Annotated in this window: 23 protein-coding genes; all 23 read left to right on the top strand. The window is 53.9% G+C overall.

Annotated features, from left to right (window positions below; translation table 11 throughout):
* Positions 1 to 13: 13 nt before the first annotated feature.
* From tuf to secY, 23 genes are read left to right on the top strand one after another with little or no spacing between them, the layout of a single operon-like run.
* Positions 14 to 1204: an elongation factor Tu gene (gene tuf / locus AC6CDK_RS10980; RefSeq protein WP_039646501.1), complete on the top strand. Its 1191-nt coding sequence runs from the start codon at positions 14 to 16 to the stop codon at positions 1202 to 1204.
* Between the two features lie 18 nt (positions 1205 to 1222).
* Positions 1223 to 1531 carry a 30S ribosomal protein S10 gene (gene rpsJ, locus AC6CDK_RS10975; RefSeq protein WP_010943487.1) on the top strand — a complete coding sequence of 103 codons (309 nt, stop codon included), beginning with the start codon at positions 1223 to 1225 and terminating at the stop codon, positions 1529 to 1531.
* A 27-nt stretch (positions 1532 to 1558) separates the two neighbouring features.
* Positions 1559 to 2191, top strand: a complete 633-nt coding sequence (rplC, locus tag AC6CDK_RS10970) for a 50S ribosomal protein L3 (protein ID WP_052269441.1) — start codon at positions 1559 to 1561, stop codon at positions 2189 to 2191.
* Positions 2192 to 2215: 24 nt separating this feature from the next.
* Positions 2216 to 2839 (top strand): 50S ribosomal protein L4, encoded by a 624-nt coding sequence (rplD, locus tag AC6CDK_RS10965; protein WP_039646497.1) that lies wholly within the window; start codon positions 2216 to 2218, stop codon positions 2837 to 2839.
* Positions 2836 to 3120 carry a 50S ribosomal protein L23 gene (locus AC6CDK_RS10960; RefSeq protein WP_039646495.1) on the top strand — a complete coding sequence of 95 codons (285 nt, stop codon included), beginning with the start codon at positions 2836 to 2838 and terminating at the stop codon, positions 3118 to 3120. The genes rplD and AC6CDK_RS10960 overlap by 4 nt, the downstream gene beginning before the upstream one ends.
* Positions 3121 to 3144: 24 nt before the next feature.
* Positions 3145 to 3969, top strand: a complete 825-nt coding sequence (gene rplB / locus AC6CDK_RS10955; RefSeq protein WP_052269440.1) for a 50S ribosomal protein L2 — start codon at positions 3145 to 3147, stop codon at positions 3967 to 3969.
* A 26-nt stretch (positions 3970 to 3995) separates the two neighbouring features.
* The gene (rpsS, locus tag AC6CDK_RS10950) at positions 3996 to 4277 is read left to right on the top strand and encodes a 30S ribosomal protein S19 (RefSeq protein WP_010943482.1); all 282 of its coding nucleotides are present in this window, start codon (positions 3996 to 3998) and stop codon (positions 4275 to 4277) included.
* A 22-nt stretch (positions 4278 to 4299) separates the two neighbouring features.
* The gene (rplV, locus tag AC6CDK_RS10945) at positions 4300 to 4632 is read left to right on the top strand and encodes a 50S ribosomal protein L22 (protein ID WP_039646491.1); all 333 of its coding nucleotides are present in this window, start codon (positions 4300 to 4302) and stop codon (positions 4630 to 4632) included.
* A gap of 20 nt (positions 4633 to 4652) precedes the next feature.
* Positions 4653 to 5288: a 30S ribosomal protein S3 gene (gene rpsC / locus AC6CDK_RS10940; protein WP_039646489.1), complete on the top strand. Its 636-nt coding sequence runs from the start codon at positions 4653 to 4655 to the stop codon at positions 5286 to 5288.
* 18 nt (positions 5289 to 5306) lie between these two features.
* Positions 5307 to 5729 carry a 50S ribosomal protein L16 gene (gene rplP / locus AC6CDK_RS10935; protein WP_039646487.1) on the top strand — a complete coding sequence of 141 codons (423 nt, stop codon included), beginning with the start codon at positions 5307 to 5309 and terminating at the stop codon, positions 5727 to 5729.
* Positions 5719 to 5907 (top strand): 50S ribosomal protein L29, encoded by a 189-nt coding sequence (gene rpmC, locus AC6CDK_RS10930; protein ID WP_039646485.1) that lies wholly within the window; start codon positions 5719 to 5721, stop codon positions 5905 to 5907. Before rplP ends, rpmC begins: the two co-directional genes overlap by 11 nt.
* Before the next feature lie 12 nt (positions 5908 to 5919).
* Complete coding sequence (rpsQ, locus tag AC6CDK_RS10925) at positions 5920 to 6177, top strand: 30S ribosomal protein S17 (RefSeq protein WP_010943477.1); 258 nt, start codon at positions 5920 to 5922, stop codon at positions 6175 to 6177.
* A gap of 13 nt (positions 6178 to 6190) precedes the next feature.
* The gene (rplN, locus tag AC6CDK_RS10920; RefSeq protein WP_039646483.1) at positions 6191 to 6559 is read left to right on the top strand and encodes a 50S ribosomal protein L14; all 369 of its coding nucleotides are present in this window, start codon (positions 6191 to 6193) and stop codon (positions 6557 to 6559) included.
* 23 nt (positions 6560 to 6582) lie between these two features.
* Positions 6583 to 6909 (top strand): 50S ribosomal protein L24, encoded by a 327-nt coding sequence (rplX, locus tag AC6CDK_RS10915; protein ID WP_039646481.1) that lies wholly within the window; start codon positions 6583 to 6585, stop codon positions 6907 to 6909.
* A 14-nt stretch (positions 6910 to 6923) separates the two neighbouring features.
* Positions 6924 to 7463, top strand: coding sequence for a 50S ribosomal protein L5 (gene rplE, locus AC6CDK_RS10910; RefSeq protein ID WP_039646479.1), 540 nt, complete (start codon positions 6924 to 6926; stop codon positions 7461 to 7463).
* A gap of 19 nt (positions 7464 to 7482) precedes the next feature.
* Positions 7483 to 7668: a type Z 30S ribosomal protein S14 gene (locus AC6CDK_RS10905; protein ID WP_010943473.1), complete on the top strand. Its 186-nt coding sequence runs from the start codon at positions 7483 to 7485 to the stop codon at positions 7666 to 7668.
* Between the two features lie 36 nt (positions 7669 to 7704).
* Positions 7705 to 8103 carry a 30S ribosomal protein S8 gene (gene rpsH / locus AC6CDK_RS10900; protein WP_039646477.1) on the top strand — a complete coding sequence of 133 codons (399 nt, stop codon included), beginning with the start codon at positions 7705 to 7707 and terminating at the stop codon, positions 8101 to 8103.
* A gap of 28 nt (positions 8104 to 8131) precedes the next feature.
* Positions 8132 to 8671, top strand: coding sequence for a 50S ribosomal protein L6 (rplF, locus tag AC6CDK_RS10895; RefSeq protein WP_039646475.1), 540 nt, complete (start codon positions 8132 to 8134; stop codon positions 8669 to 8671).
* Positions 8672 to 8689: 18 nt separating this feature from the next.
* Positions 8690 to 9058, top strand: a complete 369-nt coding sequence (gene rplR, locus AC6CDK_RS10890) for a 50S ribosomal protein L18 (protein WP_039646473.1) — start codon at positions 8690 to 8692, stop codon at positions 9056 to 9058.
* A 24-nt stretch (positions 9059 to 9082) separates the two neighbouring features.
* A complete protein-coding gene (gene rpsE / locus AC6CDK_RS10885) occupies positions 9083 to 9571 on the top strand; it encodes a 30S ribosomal protein S5 (RefSeq protein WP_039646472.1) in 489 nt (162 codons plus the stop codon).
* A gap of 21 nt (positions 9572 to 9592) precedes the next feature.
* Positions 9593 to 9772, top strand: a complete 180-nt coding sequence (gene rpmD / locus AC6CDK_RS10880) for a 50S ribosomal protein L30 (protein WP_039646470.1) — start codon at positions 9593 to 9595, stop codon at positions 9770 to 9772.
* A 19-nt stretch (positions 9773 to 9791) separates the two neighbouring features.
* On the top strand, positions 9792 to 10238 hold the full coding sequence (gene rplO, locus AC6CDK_RS10875; protein ID WP_066357919.1) for a 50S ribosomal protein L15: 447 nt from the start codon (positions 9792 to 9794) through the stop codon (positions 10236 to 10238).
* Positions 10235 to 11542 carry a preprotein translocase subunit SecY gene (gene secY, locus AC6CDK_RS10870; protein WP_039646465.1) on the top strand — a complete coding sequence of 436 codons (1308 nt, stop codon included), beginning with the start codon at positions 10235 to 10237 and terminating at the stop codon, positions 11540 to 11542. The genes rplO and secY overlap by 4 nt, the downstream gene beginning before the upstream one ends.
* Positions 11543 to 11548: the final 6 nt, after the last annotated feature.

Below are 11548 nucleotides of genomic sequence, written 5' to 3'. Positions count from 1 at the left end.
GGAGGAATCCTGCATGGCAAAGGCAAAATTCGAGAGGACGAAACCGCACGTCAACATAGGAACGATCGGCCACGTAGACCATGGCAAGACCACGCTGACTGCGGCCATAACCAAGGTATTGGCGGAGCGCGGCCAAGCAGAGTTCCGTGGTTTTGATCAGATTGACAACGCGCCGGAAGAGCGCGAGCGCGGCATCACCATTGCCACGTCCCATGTGGAGTACGAGACCGAGAATCGTCACTACGCCCACGTGGACTGCCCTGGTCACGCCGACTACGTAAAGAACATGATCACGGGTGCAGCGCAGATGGACGGCGCGATTCTCGTCGTATCCGCCGCAGACGGCCCCATGCCGCAGACCCGGGAGCACATCCTGCTTGCCCGTCAGGTTGGCGTGCCGTACATCGTCGTATTCCTGAACAAGGCAGACATGGTAGACGATGAAGAACTGCTTGAGCTGGTAGAGCTCGAGATTCGCGAACTGCTCTCCTCCTACGACTTCCCGGGCGACGATATTCCGATCATCAAGGGGAGCGCCCTCAAGGGTCTCAACGGTGACAAGGACGAGCTTGGCGAGCAAGCGATCCTGAAGCTGATGGAAGCCGTCGACAGCTACATTCCCGATCCGGAGCGCGCCGTAGACAAGCCGTTCCTGATGCCGGTAGAAGACGTCTTCTCGATCTCCGGCCGCGGCACCGTTGCCACCGGCCGTGTGGAGCGGGGGATCGTCAAGGTTGGCGAAGAAGTGGAAGTTGTCGGGATCAAGGCCACGACCAAGACCACGGTAACCGGCGTCGAGATGTTCCGCAAGCTTCTGGACGAAGGCCGCGCCGGCGACAACATCGGAGCGCTTCTTCGCGGCGTAAAGCGTGAAGACATCGAGCGCGGCCAGGTTCTTGCGAAGCCCGGGAGCATCACCCCGCACACCAAGTTCAAGGCCGAGGCGTACATCCTGACAAAGGAAGAAGGTGGTCGTCACACGCCGTTCTTCAACGGGTACCGTCCGCAGTTCTACTTCCGCACGACGGACGTGACAGGGATAGTGGACCTTCCTGCCGGTACCGAGATGGTAATGCCTGGAGACAACGTGGCGGTGACGATCAACCTGATCACGCCGATCGCGATGGACGAAGGCCTTCGGTTCGCGATACGCGAAGGCGGCCGTACCGTGGGCGCCGGCGTCGTCAGCTCCATTATCGAATAACGTTGTTGCGAGGAAGAGATGCCAAGTCAAAAGATTAGAATTCGCCTTAAGGCATTTGATCATAAACTCCTCGACCAATCGGTCGGAGAGATCGTTGACACGGCGAAGCGTACCGGCGCCCGCGTAGCAGGCCCGATTCCGCTTCCCACCGTGATCAACAAGTACTGCGTACTTCGTGGGCCGCATGTGGACAAGAAATCCCGTGAGCAGTTCGAGATCCGGACCCACAAGCGTCTCATCGATATTCTCGATCCGACTCAGCAGACGGTTGATGCGCTGATGAAGCTCGACCTTTCGGCCGGCGTTGATGTTGAAATCAAGCTCTAGTGAGCATTTTAGAATAGGACTGAAATCATGATGAAGGGACTTATAGCGAAAAAGCTGGGGATGACCCAGATCTTTGCCGAAGACGGCAAGCGCATTCCGGTTACTGTCGTTCAGGCCGGGCCGTGTGTCGTGCTCCAGAAGAAGACCAGCGCCACTGACGGCTATGATGCTATTCAGGTTGGTTTTCTGTCCCAGGAGGCAAGAAAAGTCACCAAGCCTCTGCTCGGTCACATCAAGGCAGCCGGGCAGGGAGCATTCGCCCACATCCGTGAGTTCAGGCTCGATGATGTCGACCGCTATAATGTTGGCGACGTCATAGCCGCCGATGTGTTCGAGGTGGGTGAGTATATCGATGTTACCGGTACCAGTATCGGCAAAGGGTTTCAGGGTGTCGTCAAGCGTTGGGGGTTCCGTGGCGGGCGTTCCTCGCACGGTTCCTGCTTCCATCGCGCACCAGGCTCGATCGGCAGCTCTGCCTACCCCTCACGGGTCTTCAAGAACAAGAAGATGCCTGGTCAGCTCGGCAACGAGAGGGTGACCGTGCAAAGACTGCAGGTGGTGCGCGTTGATGCCGCCGACAATATACTGCTCATCAAAGGGGCGATTCCCGGGGCGAAGAATGGAATCGTCCTTGTGAAGGATACCGTCAAGCCTCGATAGACCGGCAGATTCTGGAGAATGAGTATGGCAACCATTGATGTGTTTGATATCAGCAAGAACAAAGTGGGTGAAATGGATCTCAATGACACCGTCTTCAACGGCGAGGTCAAAGAATATCTCATCCATGAGGCTATAAAGGTTCAACTTGCAAATCGCCGTGCGGGAACCGTATCGGTAAAGAACCGTTCCAATGTGTCCGGTGGCGGCAGGAAGCCCTATCGCCAGAAAGGTACCGGCCAAGCCCGTCAGGGTTGCATTCGCGCACCGCACTTTGTCGGTGGCGGCGCAGCTTTCGGGCCCCGGCCGAAAGTGTACAGCCTCTCGATGAATAAGAAGGCACGTAAGGCGGCCGTACGGTCTGCTCTTTCGATGCTGTACAAGGAAAACAAGCTGTCCGTTCTCGACTCCTTTACTCTCCCGTCCATCTCGACCAAGGGGTTCGTGACGGTGCTGAAGGCATTCGATCTGGCCAAGACCCTCGTAGTTGTGGACGAGCCCAATTCCAACCTTGAACTGTCGGCCCGCAACGTGAAAGATGTCAAAGTACTCAAGGCAGAGCATCTGAATGTGTTCGACATCGTCAAATATAACAACATCATCGTTACCCAGTCGGCTGTTCGTACGATCGAAGGAGTGTTGCAGTCATGAACCTGTACGACGTGATAAAGAAGCCACTCATCACTGAGAAAACAACCATCGAGAAGGATTCGAAGAACGTCGTATCCTTCGAGGTCGATCGCGACGCGAACAAGATTGAGATCAAGGAAGCCGTTGAAAAGCTTTTCAAGGTCGAAGTCGCCGAAGTAAAGACGGTCAATGTCGCTGGGAAAGTAAAGCGTTTCGGCCGCCACTATGGCAAGCGTTCCAACTGGAAGAAGGCGTACGTGACCCTGAAAGAGGGTAGCAGCGTCGATTTCTTCGAAATATAAACCTGAGCAGTGGAGTGACATACCATGGCGATCAAGACATATAAACCTACTTCGGCGGGCCGCAGACACCAGACGTGCTCTGCCTTTGATGAGATTACGAAATCAACCCCCGAGAAGTCTCTCATTGTCACCATAAAGAAGACCGGCGGCCGTAACAGCTTCGGCAGGATCACTGCCCGTCATATCGGTGGTGGACATAAGCAAAAGTACCGCATAATCGATTTCCGCAGGAATAAAGTGGAGATCCCGGCAAAAGTTGCGAGCATCGAATACGACCCCAACAGAAGCGCACGGATTGCTTTGCTCCACTATGCGGACGGTGAAAAGCGCTACATCCTTGCTCCGCTTGATCTCAAGGTGGGTGACAGTATCATTGCCAGTTCCAATGCCGATATCAAGCCGGGCAATGCACTTCCTCTTCGCGCCATTCCGCTGGGCACGATCATCCATAACATCGAGCTGAAAATCGGGAAGGGCGGGCAGCTTGCCCGCAGTGCCGGTACCTTTGCCCAGCTCATGGCCAAAGAAGGCAAGTATGCCCAAGTGAAGCTCCCGTCCGGCGAAGTGCGGATGGTGCTGCTTGACTGCATGGCTACTATCGGACAGGTCGGCAATATCGATCACGAGAATGTGTCCATCGGGAAAGCGGGGCGCTCCCGCTGGCTTGGACGCAGGCCCACAGTTCGTGGCGTTGCCATGAACCCGGTTGATCACCCCCATGGTGGTGGTGAGGGTCGTACCTCTGGTGGTCGTCATCCCGTTACTCCGTGGGGTATCCCGACTAAGGGTTACAAGACTCGCAAAAACAAGACATCATCACGTTTCATCGTTAAGAAGCGTACGAAATAACAACAATAGTCCAAAGGATTGACACCATGGCTCGTTCGATAAAAAAAGGTCCCTTTGTAGATGATCATGTCGCCAAGAAGGTTGCCGCAGAAAGTGCCGGCTCCAAAAAGGTTATCAAAACATGGTCCAGGCGCTCTACCATTACTCCTGATTTCATCGGATTGACCTTTGCCGTGCACAACGGGAAGAAATTCATCCCCGTTTTCGTCACTGAAAACATGGTGGGACACAAGCTTGGCGAATTCGCCCCGACGCGGACCTTTCACGGTCATGCGGCCGATAAGAAGAGCAAGCTCAAGAAGAAGTAATTCTTAAAAGGAGCATTCACAGATGGAAGCCAGCGCAAAATTGACATTTGCCCGCCTTTCACCGCGCAAGACCCGTCTTGTCGTAGATATGGTCAGGGGCAAGGGAATACAGGACGCACTCACTATTCTGCGTTTTTCGCCGCAGGCGTCTGCGAAACTCGTATCCAAGCTTCTTCGGTCAGCTGTTGCCAATGCCGAGCAGAAAGGCGCTTCAGATGTTGACCGCCTCTACGTGAAGAGCATTTCTGTGGATGGCGGGCCGGTGCTCAAGCGTTTCGTACCGCGGGCAATGGGCAGGGCAAGCAAAATCAGAAAACCGACCAGCCACATCACGGTGGTTCTGGCAGACAAGTAATAACGACTGGAGGTGGTGTCTTGGGTCAGAAAGTAAATCCTGTTGGATTCAGGCTTGGTGTTATACGGACGTGGGATTCCCGGTGGTACGCGGAGGCCGATTACGCGAAGCTTCTGCACGAAGATCTCAAGCTTCGTAATTTCCTTAAAAAACGTCTCTACAATTCAGGTGTCTCCAAGATAGAGATCGAGCGGGCCGCGAACAAGGCCAAGATCAACATCTATACCGCCCGGCCCGGCCTTATCATAGGCAAGAAGGGTGCCGAGGTGGAAACCCTGAAGAAAGAGCTCGCCAAGCTCACTGACAAAGAGATCTACCTCAACATTCAGGAAGTAAGGAAGCCTGAGCTTGATGCGCAGCTCGTGGCGGAGAACGTTGCCCTGCAACTTGAGCGTCGAGTGGCATTCCGTCGTGCGATGAAGAAGAGTGTTACTTCGTCCCTCAAGTTCGGCGCCAAGGGCATCAGGATAACCTGCTCGGGACGTCTTGGCGGGGCTGAAATGTCGCGGACCGAGTGGTATCGGGAAGGCAGGGTTCCGCTTCATACGCTGAGAGCGGATATCGACTACGGTTTTGCGGAAGCGAAGACCACCTACGGTATTATCGGTGTCAAGGTCCTCATCTTTAAGGGCGAAGTTCTCCCCGGTCAAAAATAGAAACAGGAGCTTTTAGCAATGTTGATGCCCAAAAGAGTTAAGCATAGAAAGCAGATGAAAGGGCGCATGAAGGGAGATGCGCAACGCGGCGCTACCCTCGCGTTCGGGGAATTCGGTCTCCAGGCTACGGAATGTGGCTGGGTTGATTCACGCCAGATCGAGGCCGCCCGTATCGCCATGACCCGTTATATTAAGCGGGGAGGCAAAATCTGGATTCGGCTCTTCCCGGACAAGCCCCTCACGTCTAAGCCTGCTGAAACTCGTATGGGCAAGGGCAAGGGTTCCCCTGACTCCTGGGTATGCGTTGTGAAGCCCGGCAAAGTCCTGTATGAGATGGAAGGGGTTACCGAAGAGATCGCACGCGAGGCATTCCGCCTTGCTGCCCATAAGCTTCCTGTTGGAACGAAATTCATCTCCAGGAAGGATGGCCATGAAAGCTAGTGAATTGAAAAATAAATCATTGGAAGAGTTGACGACTAAAGCTGCAGAACTCTCGCAAGAGTTGTTCAACCTTCGTTTTCAGCTTCATACCGGGCGGTTGGAGAATACGGCGAAGATATCCTCCGTCAAGAAAGATATCGCCCGGATCAAGACCATCCTTAGTGAGAAAAGAGGCTAAAGAGAGGAAGCTATGAGTCAGCGCGGGAACAGAAAGACCCAGGTTGGGGTTGTTGTCAGTGACAAGATGGACAAGACGGTTGTTGTAAGGGTCTCGCATCTTGTGAAACATCCCGTTTACAATAAGTACATTAAGCGTAGCGTTAAATATAAGGCTCACGATACCGATAACAGTTGCAAAACAGGAGACAGGGTGCTGATCGTGGAAACGCGCCCCCTGAGCAAAGACAAGCGCTGGAAAGTTCGTCAGATTATCGACAGGGTCGAATAGCAGGAGTGTTCACATGATTCAGATGCAAACTGTACTCGATGTGGCGGACAACTCGGGGGCCAAAAAACTTTTCTGCATAAAGGTGCTCGGTGGATCGAAGCGCAAGTATGCCGGAGTTGGGGACGTCGTTGTTTGTTCGGTCAGGGAAGCTGTTCCTAACGCAAAAGTCAAAAAGGGCGATGTGGTCAAGGTCGTAATTGTACGCACCGCAAAGGAAATCGGGCGCCCGGATGGTTCCTACATCCGTTTTGACGACAACTCGGGCGTTGTGATCAACAACCAGCGTGAGCCCGTTGGCACCCGTATTTTCGGGCCGGTCGCCAGGGAACTCAGGGCCCAGAAGTTCATGAAGATCATTTCTCTGGCCCCTGAGGTTCTGTAAATCATCCCCGTGGAGAAAGTTCAATGCTCGATAAAAAGTTTCACATCAAAAAGGGCGATACCGTCTCTGTCGTAACAGGCAAGGACAAGAGTAAGACCGGCACGGTGCTCCGCATCCTTCCGAAAAGAGATGGCGTGCTTGTGGAAGGACTCAATATCGTCAAGCGCCACACGCGTGCACGTGGTAACGAGCCTGGCGGCATAGTCGAAAAAGAGGCCCCCCTCCATGTGTCCAACGTAATGCTCTACTGTGGCAAGTGCGAAAAGCCGGTGAGGGCAAAGAAGACCATCCTCGAAGACGGCAAGAAGGTTCGCGTCTGCGTCAAGTGCGGCGAAGCCTTTGATAAATAGGACTGGAGGGGAAGATGGCAAGGCTTAAAGAGCTTTATCATAAAGAGATCGTCGAGCAGTTGACCAAGGACTTCGGTTATACGAATGTCATGCAGGTGCCCAAGATCGAGAAGATTGTGGTCAACATGGGGCTTGGTGAGGCGATCCAGAACGTCAAGATTCTCGACTCGGCTGTCGAGGAACTTGCCGCCATAACCGGACAGAAGTCCGTCATTACCAAGGCAAAGAAGTCGATCGCCGGGTTCAAGCTCCGCCAGGGGATGCCGATCGGTTGCATGGTTACCCTGCGCCGCGGGAAAATGTATGAATTCCTCGATCGACTCATCAACGTAGCGCTGCCTCGCGTTCGTGACTTCAAGGGCGTTTCTGCCAAGGGGTTCGACGGAAGGGGCAACTATTCGCTTGGTGTTAAAGAGCAGCTTATCTTTCCTGAGATCAACTACGACAAAATCGACAAGATCAAGGGTCTGAACATAACTATTGTAACGTCGGCAAAGACTGATGAAGAGAGTAGAGCTCTTCTCAAGCATCTCGGCATGCCGTTCAGGCACTAACATCTGTGGAGGATTACCAGTGGCAAAGACATCAATGATCATAAAGGCTCAAAGGGGAAGCAAATTCAAGGTTCGCGAGTATAATCGCTGCCCTCTGTGCGGGAGACCACGGGCCTATTATCGCAAGTTCGATATGTGCCGGATCTGCCTGCGTAAGCTTGCCTCGGCCGGACAGATACCCGGCGTGATCAAGTCGAGCTGGTAACCAGTTAAACGGTAATAATAAAGAGGAGTACGTTCCATGTCGATGACAGACCCCATTGCCGATATGCTGACGAGGATACGCAACGCCAACATGGCGCGACTGCAAAAGGTCGACATCCCCTCGTCGAACCTCAAGGTGAACCTTGCCAATGTTCTTAAGGCTGAAGGCTTCATCAAGAACTACAAAGTCATAGCTGACAACCGCCAGGGCGTCCTGCGCGTCTATCTGAAGTATATTGACGAAAAGGACCCGGTGATCAACGAAATCAAGAGGGTCAGCAAGCCCGGGAGTCGTGTCTATGTCGGAAGCGATAAGATTCCGAGCGTCAGGAACGGTATGGGTGTAGCGATATTGTCGACCTCCAAGGGACTAATCACCGACAAGTCAGCCCGCGAGGCCGGGGTTGGCGGAGAAGTTCTCTGCACGGTGTGGTAATTATAAGGGATCAAGGAGTCATAACGTCATGTCCAGGATTGGCAAACGTCCTATTGAAATACCGAGCGGAGTCAAGGTCGCGTTCAGTGATTCCGTCCTGACGATCGAAGGGCCCAAGGGGAAGCTGTCACGGCAGGTGATGGATGATGTATCTCTTGAGATCACCCCTTCAAGCATTGAGGTGAAGCGTGCGGATGACGGCCTGAGAGCGCGTGCTGCACACGGCCTCACCCGTACTCTCGTGAACAACATGGTTGTCGGGGTGACAAAGGGTTTTGAGTGTGCCCTCGAAATCAACGGGGTTGGCTACCGTGCCGAGGCTAAGGGAGATGTGCTTAACCTCAGCCTTGGATACTCTCACCCGATTAATTATGCTCTTCCGGCAGGGATTACCGTCGAAGTTGATAAGATGACCAAGCTCCTCGTGAAGGGCATAGACAAGGAACTCGTCGGTCAGACGGCGGCAAAGATCCGCTCGTTCCGCGGTCCTGAACCCTACAAAGGGAAAGGGATCAAGTACGCTGACGAGAAGATTTTGAGAAAAGCCGGCAAAACAGGTAAAAAATAGCCGTTAAGGAGAAGAGAATTGAGTCCTCTTGCTCAGAAAAAAGTGGCCCACCTCAAGCGTAAGACGAGGGTGAGAAAGAAAATCCGCGGTACGACCGAGCGTCCGCGTCTTAATGTATTCAAGAGCGCGCAGCACATCTACGCTCAGATCATTGACGACACAACCGGAACCACGCTCGTTTCAGCCTCTACGGTGCAGAAAGAGGCTTCTGACAGCCTGAATCATTGCGGTAACGTCGAAGCTGCAAAGCGGGTTGGCGCCCTGATTGCGAAACGTGCACTCGAAAAGAACATTGCGACCGTAGTGTTTGACAGAAACGGTTTCTTATATCACGGACGAATCAAGGCATTGGCCGATTCAGCCCGTGAAAACGGCCTGACCTTCTAATAGGGATCACAAGGAGGCATCAACTTGTACAAGATCAACCCCAATGATTTGAATCTTACGGACAAGGTTGTCCATATCAGCCGTGTTGCCAAGGTGGTGAAAGGCGGTAGGCGGTTTAGTTTCTCCGCCTTGGTGGTTGTCGGCGACGGCAATGGCCATGTCGGCTACGGACTTGGCAAGGCGAACGAGGTGCCCGAAGCCATTCGCAAAGGGGTGGAGCAGGCAAAGAAGAACTTGGTCAAGGTTCCGATTGTAGAAGGTCATACCATACCCTATGAGGTACTTGGCCACTTTGGCGCCGGCCGTGTGCTTATCAAGCCTGCTTCGGCAGGTACCGGTGTGATCGCGGGCGGTGCCGCCAGGGCCGTCTTCGAAGCGGCGGGTCTGCATAACGTGCTGTCCAAGTGTCTTGGATCCAACAACCCTCACAACGTGGTCAAGGCTGCTTTTGACGGTCTGACGCAACTGCGGAGCCCTGAAGAGATCATGGCACGCAGGGGTGTAGCGGAATAGTGTGAGTTAACGGGGGAACGAATGTCGGCTGAACTTAAAATAACACTTGTCCGGAGTCACATCGGAGCACCCAGCAAGCAGCGTGCCGTGCTCAACGGTCTTGGGCTTACCAAGGTCAACAAAACGGTCGTACTCAAGAACACTCCTGAAATCGCTGGGATGGTGCAGAAGGTGTCCCACATGGTGAAGGTAGAAGAGTAATCTCTCCAGAGGTGTATGAATGGAACTCAACGAACTCAGGCCTGCAGTAGGGGCAGCAAAAGATAGAAAGCGGATCGGTCGCGGACATGGCTCCGGTCACGGCAAGACCGCCACCAAGGGGCACAAGGGGCAGAAGGCCCGCAGTGGCGGTAGCGTCAGGCCAGGCTTCGAGGGCGGCCAGATGCCCATGCAACGGCGACTGCCCAAGCGTGGCTTTACTCCTCTGACCCGTAAGGAATATGCACTCGTCAATATCGGCCAACTGGAAGTATTTGAGGCCGGAAGCTGCATCGACGTTGAAGCCCTTTTGAATGCGGGACTGATCGGTGGAGTCAAGGATGGCCTCAAGGTCCTTGCTGACGGCGATCTGACCAAAGCGCTTACCGTCAAGGCACACAAGTTCAGCGCAAAGGCTAAAGAAAAGATCGCAGCGGCAGGTGGTACTGTCGAGGAGATTTCACTTTGATCGATGCATTTCAGAACATCTTCCGGATACCTGAACTGAAGAAGCGAGTGCTTTTTTCACTGGGGATGCTGGCGGTCTACCGGGTAGGCTGCCATATTCCGACCCCTGGCATCGACAGCAACGCACTTGCGCACTTCTTCGCTCAAGCCCGTGGTACACTCCTCGGGCTTTTCGACATGTTTTCGGGGGGTGCGCTGGAGAAGCTGACTGTCTTTGCTCTGGGCATCATGCCCTATATTTCATCGTCCATCATTTTTCAATTGTTGACGGTGGTTGTGCCTTCCATTGAAAAGTTGTCCAAGGAAGGGGAGTCCGGCAGGAAGAAGATCATACAGTACACGCGTTACGGCACGATAGTGCTCAGCGTGGTGCAGGCCCTCGGCATCAGCATCGGTCTGGAGAGCATGCGCGGCCCGGCGGGTGAGCTGGTTGTCCCCAATCCCGGCTGGGGGTTCAGGTTGATGACAGTGATCACGCTTACCGCCGGCACGGCCTTCATCATGTGGCTCGGTGAGCAGATGTCCGAGAAGGGGGTCGGCAACGGAATCTCTCTGATAATCTTTGCCGGAATAGTTGCGCGGATACCGACGGCCATACTCAATACGGGCCGCTTGATCAAGACGGGGCAAATTTCACTGTTCGTGATTCTGCTCGTTGTGGCGCTGATGTTCTTGGTAATAGCCGCCATCGTGTATGTGGAGCGAGGGCAGCGACGGTTGCCGATTCATTACGCGAAGCGGGTCGTCGGGCTTAAAACATATGGGGGCCAGACCTCGCACCTGCCGCTCAAGGTCAACATGGCCGGAGTTATTCCGCCGATTTTCGCATCCTCCATCATCATGTTCCCGGCCACGGTGGCGAACTTCATCAATGTTCCCTGGGTCCAGACAGTTGCCAAAAGCCTGACCCCAGGCAATTGGGCCTACGAAATCTTTTATGTTGCCTTTATTATCTTCTTCTGTTATTTCTATACGGCTGTTTCGTTTAATCCCGTCGATGTCGCGGAGAATGTTAAAAAGCACGGCGGATACATTCCCGGGATTCGTCCGGGCAAGGAAACATCCGACTACCTTGATCGGGTGTTGACAAAGCTCACCTTTGCCGGGGCGCTGTATATCTCGGCCGTATGCGTTCTCCCGTCTGTTCTTGTCGGCAAGTTCAATCTGCCGTTCTACTTTGGGGGTACCGCTCTTCTCATTGCCGTAGGCGTCGGCATGGACACGGCGGCGCAGATCGAATCCCATCTCATCACCCGAAGCTATGAGGGCTTCATGAAGGGTGTGCGGGTGCGGGGCAGGCGGTAATACTGG

The organism is Geobacter sp. PheSNFMC (assembly GCF_059620965.1).
The sequence above is the reverse complement of the archived record's forward strand: the minus strand, read 5'-3'. Positions and strand labels throughout refer to the sequence as shown.